General features: G+C 70.2%; 14 protein-coding genes. 9 read left to right on the top strand and 5 right to left on the bottom strand.

Going from position 1 to position 13744, the window contains the following annotated elements:
* Positions 1-105 precede the first annotated feature (105 nt).
* Positions 106-1638 (bottom strand): MFS transporter, encoded by a 1533-nt coding sequence (locus ACWGDB_RS06280; protein WP_453821319.1) that lies wholly within the window; start codon positions 1636-1638, stop codon positions 106-108.
* A 132-nt stretch (positions 1639-1770) separates the two neighbouring features.
* Between ACWGDB_RS06280 and ACWGDB_RS06275 the strand changes: the two genes are divergently transcribed.
* Positions 1771-2502: a TetR/AcrR family transcriptional regulator C-terminal domain-containing protein gene (locus ACWGDB_RS06275; RefSeq protein ID WP_453821318.1), complete on the top strand. Its 732-nt coding sequence runs from the start codon at positions 1771-1773 to the stop codon at positions 2500-2502.
* A 60-nt stretch (positions 2503-2562) separates the two neighbouring features.
* A complete protein-coding gene (locus ACWGDB_RS06270) occupies positions 2563-3045 on the top strand; it encodes a hypothetical protein (RefSeq protein ID WP_453821317.1) in 483 nt (160 codons plus the stop codon).
* A 46-nt stretch (positions 3046-3091) separates the two neighbouring features.
* Here ACWGDB_RS06270 and ACWGDB_RS06265 read toward each other — a convergent pair whose 3' ends face one another.
* Positions 3092-3565, bottom strand: a complete 474-nt coding sequence (locus tag ACWGDB_RS06265; RefSeq protein ID WP_328425767.1) for an SseB family protein — start codon at positions 3563-3565, stop codon at positions 3092-3094.
* Positions 3566-3745: 180 nt separating this feature from the next.
* Between ACWGDB_RS06265 and ACWGDB_RS06260 the strand changes: the two genes are divergently transcribed.
* From ACWGDB_RS06260 to ACWGDB_RS06240, 5 genes are all read left to right on the top strand, one after another.
* A complete protein-coding gene (locus ACWGDB_RS06260; RefSeq protein ID WP_453821316.1) occupies positions 3746-4588 on the top strand; it encodes an intradiol ring-cleavage dioxygenase in 843 nt (280 codons plus the stop codon).
* 127 nt (positions 4589-4715) lie between these two features.
* Positions 4716-6542, top strand: coding sequence for an acyl-CoA dehydrogenase (locus ACWGDB_RS06255; protein ID WP_383628788.1), 1827 nt, complete (start codon positions 4716-4718; stop codon positions 6540-6542).
* Positions 6543-6691: 149 nt separating this feature from the next.
* Positions 6692-7990 carry a M18 family aminopeptidase gene (locus tag ACWGDB_RS06250; protein WP_453821315.1) on the top strand — a complete coding sequence of 433 codons (1299 nt, stop codon included), beginning with the start codon at positions 6692-6694 and terminating at the stop codon, positions 7988-7990.
* A gap of 65 nt (positions 7991-8055) precedes the next feature.
* Positions 8056-8301: a DUF6458 family protein gene (locus tag ACWGDB_RS06245; RefSeq protein WP_453821314.1), complete on the top strand. Its 246-nt coding sequence runs from the start codon at positions 8056-8058 to the stop codon at positions 8299-8301.
* A 142-nt stretch (positions 8302-8443) separates the two neighbouring features.
* The gene (locus ACWGDB_RS06240) at positions 8444-8941 is read left to right on the top strand and encodes an LURP-one-related/scramblase family protein (RefSeq protein WP_453821313.1); all 498 of its coding nucleotides are present in this window, start codon (positions 8444-8446) and stop codon (positions 8939-8941) included.
* A 30-nt stretch (positions 8942-8971) separates the two neighbouring features.
* On the opposite strand, the gene ACWGDB_RS06235 is transcribed toward ACWGDB_RS06240, so the two are convergent.
* Positions 8972-9766, bottom strand: a complete 795-nt coding sequence (locus ACWGDB_RS06235) for a carbon-nitrogen family hydrolase (protein ID WP_453821312.1) — start codon at positions 9764-9766, stop codon at positions 8972-8974.
* A gap of 201 nt (positions 9767-9967) precedes the next feature.
* Between ACWGDB_RS06235 and ACWGDB_RS06230 the strand changes: the two genes are divergently transcribed.
* Both ACWGDB_RS06230 and ACWGDB_RS06225 read left to right on the top strand, forming a co-directional pair.
* Positions 9968-10792: a maleylpyruvate isomerase family mycothiol-dependent enzyme gene (locus ACWGDB_RS06230; protein WP_453821311.1), complete on the top strand. Its 825-nt coding sequence runs from the start codon at positions 9968-9970 to the stop codon at positions 10790-10792.
* Positions 10793-10876: 84 nt separating this feature from the next.
* The gene (locus ACWGDB_RS06225) at positions 10877-11677 is read left to right on the top strand and encodes an SAM-dependent methyltransferase (RefSeq protein ID WP_453821310.1); all 801 of its coding nucleotides are present in this window, start codon (positions 10877-10879) and stop codon (positions 11675-11677) included.
* Between the two features lie 13 nt (positions 11678-11690).
* Here ACWGDB_RS06225 and ACWGDB_RS06220 read toward each other — a convergent pair whose 3' ends face one another.
* Complete coding sequence (locus ACWGDB_RS06220) at positions 11691-12986, bottom strand: MFS transporter (protein ID WP_453821309.1); 1296 nt, start codon at positions 12984-12986, stop codon at positions 11691-11693.
* Positions 12983-13645, bottom strand: coding sequence for a GntR family transcriptional regulator (locus ACWGDB_RS06215; RefSeq protein WP_453821308.1), 663 nt, complete (start codon positions 13643-13645; stop codon positions 12983-12985). The genes ACWGDB_RS06220 and ACWGDB_RS06215 overlap by 4 nt, the downstream gene beginning before the upstream one ends.
* Between the last annotated feature and the right edge of the window lie 99 nt (positions 13646-13744).

The raw sequence follows: 13744 nt of genomic DNA, 5'->3' as shown, positions 1-13744 counted from the left end.
CGGGCACGGCCGAAGGCCGCCACCCGAGGAGGGCGCGGCCTTCGTCACAAGGACCCGGTGGTGCGGGAGCGGCTCAGTGTGTCAGTAAGAGCGCGGACTTGGAGGTCAGACGACCGGTTCTGGTTGCTTCCGGGGCGTGCTCTCCGGGTCGGCGGCGGCCGGCTTGCGCCGGTCGTCCCGCATGACCAGCGTCGCCAGCAGCGCCGCCGCCAGGACACCGATCGCGCTGACCGTGAAGGTGGTGGACATCGAGGCGGTGAAGGCCTCGCGGGCCGCCGCGACCAGACCGGCGTCACCACCGGCCACCGCCCCGGCGATCGAGTGCTTCGCCTCCTCCGGCGTCCCCTCGGGCATCCGGTCCGCGAAGCCGCTCGACAGGAGTGAGCCCAGGATCGCGATGCCGAGCGCGGTGCCGGCCTGCTGGATGGTGTCGTTCAGGGCCGAGCCGACGCCCGCCTTGTCCTCGGGGATGGTGCCCATCAGCGCGCCGACGGCGGCCGGCATCGCGAGGCCCGCGCCGAGGCCGAGGAGACCGAGCGCCACCGCCGGGACCGTGAAGCCGGAGTCCGCGGAGACCGTGGCCATGAGGGCGAAGCAGGCCACCATCACCAGCATCCCCGCGAGGATCACCCACCGGTTGCCGTACTTCGCGGCGAGCTTGACGCCCACGCCGTTGCCGATCAGGGCGGTGAGCGCCAGCGGCAGGAAGGCGAGGCCCGCCTTGAGCGGCGAGTAGCCGAGCACGAACTGCAGGTACTGGGTGAGGACCAGCAGCAGACCGCCGTTGGCGATCTGTACGAGCGCCAGCGAGAGCGAACCGCCGCTGAAGTTGCGGTGCTTGAACAGGACCAGCGGGACCATCGGCGACTTCGTGACGTTCTCCCAGACCACGAAGCCGACCAGCGAGGCGAGCGCCACCACCAGGGTGACCGTGGAGCGGCCGCCCAGCGCACCGTGCTGCGGGAGCTCGATGATCCACCAGACCAGGGCCGTCATCCCGACCGCCGACAGCACCGCACCCAGCGGGTCCGCCTTCTGCCAGGGCGCCCTGGACTCCGGCATCAGGGTCAGGGCGGCGACGATCGCCAGCGCCACGATCGGCACGTTGATGAAGAAGATCGACTGCCAGGAGAAGTGGTCGATCAGGACGCCGCCCAGCACCGGGCTGCCGACCAGACCGAGCATCGACACCGAGCTCCAGGCCGCCATCGCCTTGCCGCGCTCGTCCTCGTCGAAGACGGTGATGAGGATCGACAGGGTGGACGGCATGATCAGGGCTCCGCCGACACCCATCGCGACGCGTGCGGCGATCACCTCGCCGGGGCTGGTGCACCAGGTGGCGGCCAGCGAGGCCGCGCCGAAGAGCAGGAGCCCGATCACCATCACCTTCCGGCGCCCGAACCGGTCGCCCAGGCTGCCGGACGTGAGCAGGAGGCCGGCGAAGACCAGGATGTAGGAGTCCAGGATCCACTGGGTGTCCTGGGCGCTCGCCCCGATGTCCCCGGTCATCACCGGCACCGCGACGGTCAGCGCCATGCTGTCGACGACCAGCACCAGCGTGCTCAGGCAGAGCACGATCAGAATCCACCAGCGGCGTGGATCACGAGTTCCCTTGACGTCCATGACGTTCCCCTCCATGACGCTCTCCCCGGCTCTGTGAACACCGTTCCTTTGTTGCGAACACTGTACGCACAACGGAACAGTGTTCGCAATCACCGATTCCTGTACGCTCGATGCGAACGATGTACGCAGGGATGTGAAGGAGTGCCGATGGCCGCCAGGACGACGAAGCAGAGCTCCATCCCCTCCGTCTGGGCCCGCCCCCAGCGCGAGTCCGACCAGCCGGCGCTCAGCCGCGCCACGATCGTGCGCGAGGCGATCACCATGCTGGACGCGGAGGGGGTCGAGGCGCTGAGCATGCGCAAGCTCGCGACCCGGCTGAACGCCGGCGCCGCCTCCCTCTACCGGCACGTCGCCACCAAGGACGAGCTGATGGAGCTGGCCGTCGACGAGGTCGCCGCCGAGATCCACGTACCGCCCGCCGACAGCCCCGACTGGCGCGCGGCGGTCGCCGAGGCGGCCCACTCGTTCCGTACGACGGCGCTACGGCACCCGTGGCTGTCGTCGGTTCTCGGCCAGGCCGGGCTGGCCTACCTCGGCCCCAACCTGATGGCGTACTCGGAGCGGCTGGCCGCCCTGTTCACGGCAGCGGGCTTCCAGGACCCCAACGGCGCGATCGACGCCGTCCTCTCGTACGTCATCGGCATGAGCACCACCGAGGGCGCCTGGCTCATCACGGTCGCCCGCTCCGGCGAGACCGAGGCCGACTTCATCACCCGCCTGCTGCCCGCCGCCCAGCAGGCCGTCGCGGAACACGAGCACCTGGCCCGGGGGTACGCCGAGACCGCACAGGTGACCACGGACCCCGTCGCGCTGCGCGACGCCAAGTTCGCCTACGCCCTGGACATCGTCCTGGACGGCCTGGCGCTACGGCTCAAGTGAGACGGGCCGCCGCTCGGCCGCCGCCGGGGCGGGTGCGACGGCCGTCGATAGGGTGGCGGCATGTACACGCGGGGGCCCAGAGTCAGATTCACGGCGGTGTCGGCGATGGCCGTGGTGGCCCTGACCGGGTTGTCGTCGGGTTGTGGTCACGAGAGCCGCAGCGATTCCAGTTCGTCGAGCGGCTCGTCCGGCAGTGACGCGCACCTCTCGCAGCCCACTCACCGCTCCACCCCCACGGCGTCCCCCTCCAGCGAACCCGCCCGGCCCCTGAAGGACGGCACCGCGGTGCTCGTCAGCTGCGCGAGCACGGACGATCCGTACGCGGTTGTCGACATCAGGAATCCGAACGCACGCGACGCCGTCTTCACCGTGAAGATCAGCTTCAAGAACGAGCACGGCTTCACCATGATCGACACTCGAGATCAAGTGTCGGTGCCCGCGAAGGACACAACGACCTACCGCCGGGCCATGGCCAGCGCCGGGCGGCCCCTGGACGAGATCGCTCGCTGCGAGGTCGATCCGCGGGCCACCGCCGACAGGTGACGGCCCGCGGAACCCACCGCGTCCGGGAAACAGGACAGGGCGCAGGTCAGCCGTACATGCGCCGCATCGCGAACTCGACCATCTGCTCCACGGCCTTCGCGTCGAAGACCATGCGGTGCTCGCCCTCCATGTCGAGGACGCAGCCGTAGCCGGTCGGCAGCAGGTCGATCACCTCGGCGCCGGTGATGACGAAGTACTTGGACTCCTTGCCCGCGTACCGGCGCAGCTCCTTCAGCGAGGTGAACATCGGGATCACCGGCTGCTGGGTGTTGTGCAGGGCGAGGAAGCCCGGGTTGTCGCCGCGCGGGCAGTAGACCTTCGACGTCGCGAAGACCTGCTGGAAGTCCTCGGCGGACATCTGCCCGGTGGTGAAGGCCCGCACCGCGTCCGCGAGCGAGGGCGGTGACGGCTCGGGGTACAGGGGTGGCTGCTGGCCATAGCCGCCGACGCCGCCGGGCATGGGCTGCTGCGGCGAGGCGTACTGCTGCTGAGCGCCGACGTTCTGGTCGTAGCCGTACATGGACGCAAGGGTACCGAGAGCGGTGGGGAGAGCGGGCCGGTACCGGGGCCGCTACGGGGGCTCCGGCAAAACCGACAGCGAGTCGACAGTTGCCGTACTGCTTTCCGACAGCTGTCCCTCACTACCGTCTGCCGTACCGGGAGGAGTGCCGGACGGCACCGCACCAGCGAGGGGACAGCCATGGGCCGACACCACGCCGACGAGGGCCACGACGAAGTCCACGAGCACGACGGAGGGCTCTCGTACGACCTTCCCGTCCTCGCCCGCCGGCGCATGATCCGGCTGCTGGCGGGGGCGAGCCTGGTCCCGCTGGTGGGCTGCACGTCGCAGGACGAGTCCTCGGCGTCGTCCTCGGCCTCCTCCGCCAAGGGCTCCGCGTCGTCGTCCGCCGAGTGCGCGACCATCCCGGACGAGACCGCCGGCCCCTTCCCCGGCGACGGCTCGAACGGCGTGAACGTCCTCAAGGAGAGCGGTGTAGTCCGCAGCGACATCACCAAGAGCTTCGGCGACTCCGCGGGCGGGACCGCCGAGGGCGTGCCCCTGACCCTCACGCTCACGGTCGTGGACGCCGCCTCCGGCTGCGGGACGCCCAAGAAGGGCGCCGCGGTCTACATCTGGCACTGCGACCGGGCCGGCGACTACTCCCTGTACTCCGAGGGCGTCACCGACGAGAACTACCTGCGCGGCGTCCAGGAGACCGACGCCTTGGGCCAGGTCACCTTCAGGAGCATCTTCCCCGGCTGCTACGCGGGCCGCTGGCCGCACATCCACTTCGAGGTCTACGGCAGCCTGGCCGACGCCACGGCGGCCACCTCCCTCACGAACACCTCGCAGCTCGCCTTCCCGAAGGACGTCTGCGAGACGGTGTACGCCACGGACGGCTACGACGAGAGCGTGCGCAACCTCAGCAGCCTCTCCCTGGAGACGGACGGGATCTTCAGCGACGGTCACGACCAGCAGCTGGCCGCTACGAAGGGCAGTGCGGCGGAGGGTTACACGGCGACACTGACGGTTCCGGTGTGACCTGTCACAGATTGCGGATCGGGGTTGCGTCTTATTACTGACGGGTAGCATCATCGTAGCTACTTGTTGGTACGTGAACTAGCGCGAGGAACCAAGTGCCTCGCCGACCCTCTACGGAGCCGTGACCATGGGGCACTACAAGTCGAACCTCCGCGACATCGAGTTCAACCTCTTCGAAGTACTCGGACGCGACAAGCTGTACGGCACGGGTCCGTTCGAGGAGATGGACGTCGAGACCGCGAAGAGCATCCTCGAGGAGCTCACCCGGCTCGCGGAGAACGAGCTGGCCGAGTCCTTCGCCGACGCCGACCGCAACCCGCCGGTCTTCGACCCCGAGACGAACACCGCGCCCGTCCCGGCGTCCTTCAAGAAGAGCTACAAGGCCTTCATGGACTCCGAGTACTGGCGTCTCGGCCTGCCCGAGGCCATCGGTGGCACGACGGCCCCGCCGTCCCTGATCTGGTCGTACGCGGAGCTGATCCTCGGCTCGAACCCGGCCGTGTGGATGTACACGTCCGGACCGGCGTTCGCCGGCATCCTCCACGACGAGGGCACCGACGTCCAGAAGAAGATCGCGCAGATCGCCGTCGAGCGGACCTGGGGCTCCACCATGGTGCTCACCGAGCCGGACGCCGGCTCGGACGTGGGCGCCGGCCGCACCAAGGCGGTCCAGCAGGAGGACGGCTCCTGGCACATCGAGGGCGTGAAGCGCTTCATCACGTCCGGTGAGCACGACATGGAGGAGAACATCCTCCACTACGTCCTCGCCCGTCCCGAGGGCGCCGGTCCGGGCACCAAGGGCCTGTCCCTCTTCCTCGTCCCGAAGTACCTCTTCGACTTCGAGACCGGCGAGCTGGGCGAGCGCAACGGCGCCTACGCCACGAACGTCGAGCACAAGATGGGTCTGAAGGCCTCCAACACCTGCGAGATGACCTTCGGCGACCGGCACCCCGCCAAGGGCTGGCTGATCGGCGACAAGCACGACGGCATCCGCCAGATGTTCCGCATCATCGAGTTCGCCCGCATGATGGTCGGCACGAAGGCGATCTCCACGCTCTCGACGGGCTACCTGAACGCCCTTGAGTACGCCAAGGAGCGCGTCCAGGGTCCCGACCTCGCGAACTTCATGGACAAGACCGCGCCCAAGGTCACCATCACCCACCACCCGGACGTGCGCCGCTCGCTCATGACGCAGAAGGCGTACGCGGAGGGCATGCGGGCGCTGGTGCTGTACACGGCGTCGGTGCAGGACGCGATCGCCGTCAAGGAGGCCGCGGGCGAGGACGTCAAGACCGAGCACGCGCTGAACGACCTGCTCCTGCCGATCGTGAAGGGCTACGGCTCCGAGAAGGGCTACGAGCAGCTCGCCCAGTCCCTGCAGACCTTCGGCGGCTCCGGCTTCCTGCAGGAGTACCCGATCGAGCAGTACATCCGCGACGCCAAGATCGACACCCTGTACGAGGGCACGACGGCGATCCAGGGCCAGGACTTCTTCTTCCGGAAGATCGTCCGCAACCAGGGCGCCGCGCTGAACTCGCTCGCCGAGGACATCAAGAAGTTCCTGGCGCTCGGCGAGGGCGGCGAGGAACTGGCCGGTGCCCGCGAGCACCTCGCGAAGGCGGCCGTCGAGCTGGAGGCGATCGTCGGCCTGATGCTGACGGACCTCGCGGCCACCGAGCAGGACGTCAAGAACATCTACAAGGTGGGCCTGAACACCACCCGCCTGCTGCTGGCCTCCGGTGACGTGGTCGTCGGCTACCTGCTGCTCAAGGGCGCCGCGGTCGCCGCGGAGAAGCTGCCGACGGCCTCCGCCAAGGACAAGGCGTTCTACGCGGGCAAGATCGCCGCGGCGAAGTTCTTCGCGGCCAACGTCCTGCCGGGCGTCACCGGTGCGCGCAAGCTCGCCGAGGGCGTCGAGCTGGACCTGATGGAGCTGGACGAGGCCGCCTTCTAGTCGGCCCCTGCCAGTCGGCGAAGGGGCGCCGCCACCCGCCCCTTTCCAGCCACCTGTTCCAGTCACTCACGGACATTCCACATCGCCCTTACGAGGGCCCGCTCCCCTTCACCGGGAGCGGGCCCTCGTACGTCGTTAAGGTGAACCCCATGAGCGAACCCCCCCGCTTCGACCGCGGCCACACCGACGACCTCATGTCCTTCCTGGCGGCGAGCCCCACGCCGTACCACGCCGTGGCGAACACTGCCGAACGGCTGGAAAAGGCCGGATTCAGGCAGGTCTCGGAGACGGACGCCTGGGACGGGACGAGCGGCGGCAAGTACGTGCTGCGCGGTGGCGCGATCGTGGCCTGGTACGTCCCCGAGGGCGCGGCGCCCCACACGCCGTACCGGATCGTCGGCGCCCACACGGACTCCCCCAACCTGCGCGTGAAGCCGCTGCCCGACACCGGAGCGCACGGCTGGCGGCAGGTGGCCGTGGAGATCTACGGCGGACCGCTCCTCAACTCCTGGCTCGACCGCGACCTGGGCATCGCCGGCCGGCTGACGCTGCGGGACGGCACGACGCGGCTGGTGAACGTGGACCGGCCGCTGCTGCGCGTCCCCCAGCTCGCCATCCACCTGGACCGTTCCGTGTCGGCGGAGGGGCTCAAGCTCGACAAGCAGCGGCATCTGCAGCCCATCTGGGGCCTCGGCGGCGACGTGCGCGACGGCGACCTGATCGCCTTCCTGGAGGAGACGGCCGGGCTCGCGGCGGGCGAGGTCGCCGGCTGGGACCTGATGGTGCACTCCGTGGAGCCGCCGGCCTACCTGGGCCGGGACAAGGAGCTCGTCGCGGGCCCGCGCATGGACAACCTGCTCTCGGTCCACGCCGGAGCGGCGGCGCTGGCCGCGGTGGCCGGCTCGGGCGCCGGGCTGCCGTACATCCCGGTGCTGGCCGCCTTCGACCACGAGGAGAACGGCTCGCAGAGCGACACGGGCGCCGACGGACCGCTGCTGGGCGGCGTCCTGGAGCGCTCGGTGTTCGCGCGCGGGGGATCGTACGAGGACCGGGCGCGGGCCTTCGCCGGCACGGTCTGTCTGTCCTCCGACACGGGCCACGCGGTCCACCCCAACTATGCGGAGCGCCACGACCCGACGCACCACCCGCGCGTCAACGGCGGGCCGATCCTGAAGGTCAACGTCAACAACCGCTACGCGACCGACGGTTCGGGCCGTGCGGTGTGGGCGGCGGCCTGCGAGAAGGCCGACGTGCCCTTCCAGTCCTTCGTCTCCAACAACTCCATGCCCTGCGGCACGACGATCGGCCCGATCACCGCGGCCCGGCACGGCATCAAGACCGTCGACATCGGCGTGGCGATCCTTTCCATGCACAGCGCGCGGGAGTTGTGCGGCACGGAAGACCCGTGGCTGCTGGCGAACTCGTTGGTGGCGTTCCTGGAGGGGTAGTTCCTCAGGGGTGGGGTACCCGCCTCCGACCGGAACCACCGGACCGGACAGGGAGGCGACAACTCATGGGCCTCGGCGGGTGCATCATCCTCATCGCCGCGGGAGCCATCCTCACGTTTGCGACCGACTGGGAGATGGACGGAATCAATCTCGACCTGGTCGGGGTCATCCTGATGATCGTGGGGCTCATCGGCGTCACGACGTTCAGCAGCATCGCCAGGCGCAAGCGCGTGGTGGTGCCGCCGACGACACCGGTCGTCGGCGAGCAGCCCCACCGGCGGGACGGCTACAGCGACGGTTACGGCGCCTGAGACTCCCCGGCCCTGCCGGTGGGAGTGGTGGGAGTGGAGGGTGCGGGATGCCCGCGCCCTCCCCTCAGCGGCGCCGCACGGGACTCAGCCCCTCGGCCTACAGACGGCGTTTCGGGGCGGGTGGCGGGGAACCCCTCGTGGCATGAGATTCCTCGTACGCGACCGGCTCCTCGGCTTCGGTGACGACTACTGGATCGAGGACGACCGGGGCAACAAGGTGTTCCTCGTCGACGGCAAGGCGATGCGGTTGCGGGACACCTTCGAGCTGAAGGACGCCCAGGGGCACGTCCTCGTCGACATCCACCAGAAGATGCTCGCCCTGCGCGACACGATGGTGATCGAGCGGGCCGGCGAACCGCTCGCCGCGATCCGCCGCAAGCGGCTGTCCCTGCTGCGCAACCACTACCGGGTCTCCCTGGCCGACGGCAGCACGGAACTCGACGTCAGCGGCAAGATCCTCGACCGGGAGTTCGCCGTCGAGTACGACGGCGAACTGCTGGCCGTCGTCTCCCGCCGGTGGCTGCACGTGCGGGAGACCTACGGCGTGGACGTCGTACGGGACGACGCTGATCCGGCGCTGCTGATCGCGGTGGCGGTGTGCGTGATCCACCTGGCGGAGAAGGAGCGAGGGGACGACTGACGGGCGGCGGCCGGGGAGAGCGGTGCGCCGTCAGCGACGCGGCGGCGTCAGCCCCAGCATCCGGTCCTTGAGCGCCGGGAACTGATCCCGCGTCACCGCGACCTTCCCCGGGTCGAACTCCACCGTCAGGACCTGCTCCCCCGCACCGGCCTGCGCCAGCACCTCGCCCCACGGATCGACCACGATCGAGTGACCGGCCTGTGGAACTCCCGCGTGCGTCCCGGCCGTTCCACAGGCGAGCACGAACGCCTGGTTCTCCACCGCCCGCGCCTGAGCCAGCAGCGTCCAGTGCGCCCGGCGGCGCTCCGGCCAGCCCGCCGGAATGACCAGGGTCTCGGCGCCGGCGTCGACGAGGCCGCGGAAGAGTTCGGGGAAACGGAGGTCGTAGCACGTGGCCACGCCCAGGGTCGTCCCGGGCAGCCGGACCGTGACCAGTTCCTCGCCCGCGCCCATCAGCACCGCCTCGCCCTTGTCGAAGCCGAAGCGATGAATCTTGCGGTAGGCGGCGGCCAGATCGCCGGAGGGGGAGAAGACGACGGAGGTGTTGTAGAGCGGCCCGTCGGGGTCCCGTTCGGGGATCGAGCCCGCGTGCAGCCACACGCCCGCGTCGCTCGCGGCCTTCGCCATCGCCTCGTACGTCGGCCCTTCGAGCGGCTCGGCCTCACTGCCGAACTCCTCGTAGGCGAACGCCCCGGTGGTCCACAGCTCGGGCAGGACGACCAGATCCGCACCAGCCTGGTCCCGCACCAGCGAGGCGACCCTCACCCGACGCGATTCGACCGATTCGCCCTCATTGACGTCGATCTGAAGCAGAGAGGCGCGCACACTACCACCGTCCTGGCATTCGAGCGGTCCACACGGGCATCCACGCGGGGCCTACGATCGTCACACGAAAGCACTGCCGGGGTGCCTCACAGCAGCGTAACTTAGCGTTTCAAGACACCCGCCGACAGCAGCCGCCCACTGGCACCGCCGCCACAACCTGCCCGCGTACCGACGCTCCAACCGCCGAGGGGTCCCGTTTCCGTGAGTCTGCATCCCACCCTCCAGCCCTACGCCGACGCCTGGACCCACTCCATCGAAGCGATATCCGAGCTGGTGACGCCGCTTGTGGAGGGCGAGTGGAATCGGCGCACGCCCTGCCCCGGCTGGTCGGTCCGCGACGTCGTGTCCCATGTCATCGGCCTGGACTGCGAGATGCTCGGCGACCCGCGTCCCATCCACACGCTTCCGCGCGACCTCTTCCACGTCACCAACGACAGCCAGCGCTACATGGAGATGCAGGTCGACGTCCGCCGCCACCACACGGCGCCGGAGATGACCTCCGAGCTGGAGTACACGGTCATCCGCCGCAACCGCCAGCTGCGCAACGAGTCCCGCGACCCCGGCACCAAGGTGCGCGGCCCGCTCGGTGCGGAGCTCACCCTCGAGGAGGCGATGCGGACCCACGCGTTCGACATCTGGGTCCACGAGCAGGACCTGCGCGCGGCCCTCGGCCGTCCCGGCAACCTCGACTCCCCCGGCGCGCACGTCGCCCGGGACGTCCTGCTCGGCAAGCTGCCCGACATCGTCGCCACCGAGGCGGGCGCGCCCCGCAGCTCGGCGATCGTCCTCGACGTCCACGGCCCGATCGAGTTCCTGCGCACGATCCGCATCGACATCCAGGGCCGCGGCACCCTCGAAACGGCCCCCGCGCTGGGCCCTGCCGCCACCCTCACCCTCGACTGGGAGACCTACGTCCGCCTGGCCTGCGGCCGTATCACGCCGGAGTCGGCGGCGGACCGGCTGAAGTCGGAGGGCGACGCGGACCTGACGGCGGCGATCCTGCGGAACTTCACGGTCACGCCGTAGAAGTCCCTCGGGCGCCGGGTGCCGCGAGGCGGCTGCCCGTTATTCGCTGTCCGCGGCAGGGGACGCGGAGTTAGCGTGCGTGCCGTGACTGACACGACAACTGAAACCGAGGCCGCCCCCGGCCCCCGTACCGACGAACCGCCAAGCCTCACCCGGCTGACCTTCCACGGTCCGCTGTCCGAGGCACGGGCGCAGGGTCTCGTCCAGCGGCTCACCCGTACGAACCCCACGTCGGTCCTCGACATCGGATGCGGCTGGGGCGAGCTGATGCTGCGCGTCCTGGCCGCCGCGCCCGACGCGACGGGGGTCGGCATCGACATCAAGGCCGGGGATCTCGCGCGCGGCCGCCGCCTCGCCGAGGCCCGAGGGCTGGCGCGCAGGGCCGAGTTCGCCGAGGAGTCCGCGGTCGGGACCTCACGCGGGCCGGCCGACCTGGTCCTGTGCGTCGGGGCGAGCCAGGCCCTGAGCTCGGCCGAGCCGCCGCATCTGCTCACCGATGCCCTGCGCGAACTGCGCCGCCTGGTCGCCGACGGCGGACGCGTGCTGCTCGGGGAGGGCTTCTGGCAGCGCACCCCGACCCCTGCCGAACTGTCCGGCATGTGGCCCGGAGCCGCCCCCTCCGACCACCACGACCTCGCCACCCTGCTCGACCTCGTGGTCGACGCCGGTTTCCGCCCGGAGTGGACGGAGACAGCGACCCTGGGCGAGTGGGAGGAGTTCGAGTCGGGGTACCAGGCGGACGTCGAGATCTGGCTCGCCGAACACCCGGATCACCCGCTCGCGGCCGAGACGCGCGAGCGCCTCGACCGGCATCGCGCCCAGTGGATGAGCTACCGCGGGGTGCTGGGGATCGCCTACCTCACGCTCGTACCCGTACGCGGCTGACGTGCGCCGGCGGCTACGCCGGTACGTGTACGGTCTCCACCCTGCTGGCGACCAGCCGTTCCCGCTCCCTGCGCGCCGCACGCGTGCGCAGCCGCAGGATCTGGCTGACGCCCAGGGCCTGGAGGACGAACACCGCCGAGAAGGCGACGGCGTAGTCGTCACCTGTCGCGTCCAGCAGCACGCCGATCGCGAACAGTGTCGTCATCGAAGCGACGAACCCACCCATGTTGGTGATCCCGGACGCCGTCCCCTGACGCTCCGGCGGATTCGCCGGCCGCGCGAAGTCGAAGCCGAGCATGGAGGCGGGCCCGCACGCCCCGAGCACCGTGCACAGCACGATCAGCAGCCACATCGGCGCCGTCTCACCGGGCCAGGCCAGCGTCGTCGCCCACAGCGCCGCCGTCGCCCCCACCGTGCCCAGCGCCAGCGGCAGCCGCGCCTCGTGGTGCCGGGCGACGACCTGGCCGTAGACCAGGCCCACGACCATGTTCGACAGGACGACCAGGGTGAGCAGTTCACCGGCCGCCGCCCGCGACAGCCCCTGCGCCTCCACCAGGAACGGCATGCCCCACAGCAGCAGGAACACCATCGCCGGGAACTGCGTCGTGAAGTGCACCCACAGCCCGAGCCGGGTGCCGGGCTCCCGCCAGGACGCGGCTATCTGGCGTCGTACGTACGCCGACCCCTGGTGCGGCAGCGGCGCCGGCTCGTGCCCCTCGGGGTGGTCCTTGAGGAACAGGAGGAGCAGGACGAGTACGACGACACCGGCGGCCGCGCTGCCCGCGAACGCCGCCGTCCAGCCCACCCCGTGCAGCAGCCGCGCCAGGACCAGCGTGGAGACGAGGTTGCCCGCCATGCCTGCAAGGCCCGCGAGCTGCGCGATCAGCGGGCCGCGCCGGGCCGGGAACCAGCGGGTGCCGAGCCTCAGCACGCTGATGAACGTCATCGCGTCGCCGCAGCCCAGCAGCGCCCGCGAGGCGAGGGCCGTGCCGTACGACGGCGAGAAGGCGAAGCCGAGTTGGCCCGCCGTGAACAGCACCACACCGATGGCCAGCACCTTCTTGGTGCCGAGCCGGTCGACCAGCAGGCCGACGGGTATCTGCATGCCCGCGTACACGAGCAGTTGGAGGATCGAGAACGTCGACAGGGCCGAGGCGTTCACGTCGAAGCGGTCCGCCGCGTCGAGACCGGCGACCCCGAGGGACGTACGGAAGATGACGGCGACGAAGTAGACCGAGACGCCTATGCCCCAGATGGCGAGGGCGCGGCGGCCGCCGGGAGGATCGCCCGGCAACGCGGCAGCCTTCATCGCTCCTCACCCCGCGCCAGATGCGAGAACCAGCCGATGTGCCGGTGGACCAGTCCGACGGCCTCCTCGGCGTCCCCGGCGCGCAGGGCCTGCAGGATCTCCTCGTGCTCGACGAGGGTCTTGGCGATCCGGTCGGGGTGGGAGTGCAGGACGGCCACGCCCATGCGCAGTTGCCGGTCGCGCAGTTGGTCGTAGAGCCGCGACAGGATCTCGTTGCCGCCGCTGCGGACGATCTCCACGTGGAAGCACCGGTCGGTGACGGCGGCCCCGGCGAGATCACCGGCGGCGGCCTGTGCCTTCTGCCGGGCGAGCAGTTCCTCCAGGCGTTCGATGAGTCCGGGGGGTGCGGGGACGGCCTTGCGTGCCGCGTGCTCCTCGACGAGCATCCGCGTCTCCACCACGTCCTTGATCTCCTGTGCGGAGACCGGCAGGACCAGTGCGCCCTTCTTCGGGTAGAGCTTGATCAGCCCTTCGACCTCCAGCCGCAGCAGCGCCTCCCGCACCGGAGTGCGCGAAACGCCCACGGCGTCGGCGAGCTCGCCCTCGGTGAGCAGCGTGCCGCCCTCGTAACGGCGGTCCAGGACACCCTGTTTGACGTGGGTGTAGACGCGGTCGGCGGCGGGCGGCTGCTTGAGCGGGGCGGGCGGGGCGGAAGGCATGGCCACAGCATAGATACAACACGTACGCATGACGGCCGGCGTCCACCATGCGGACCCCGAAAGGAATCCCCGGGCAAAGAAGCGGCACCTGCCGCAACC

Source organism: Streptomyces sp. NPDC055013 (assembly GCF_053608645.1).
This window is presented reverse-complemented; position numbering and strand designations above follow the sequence as displayed.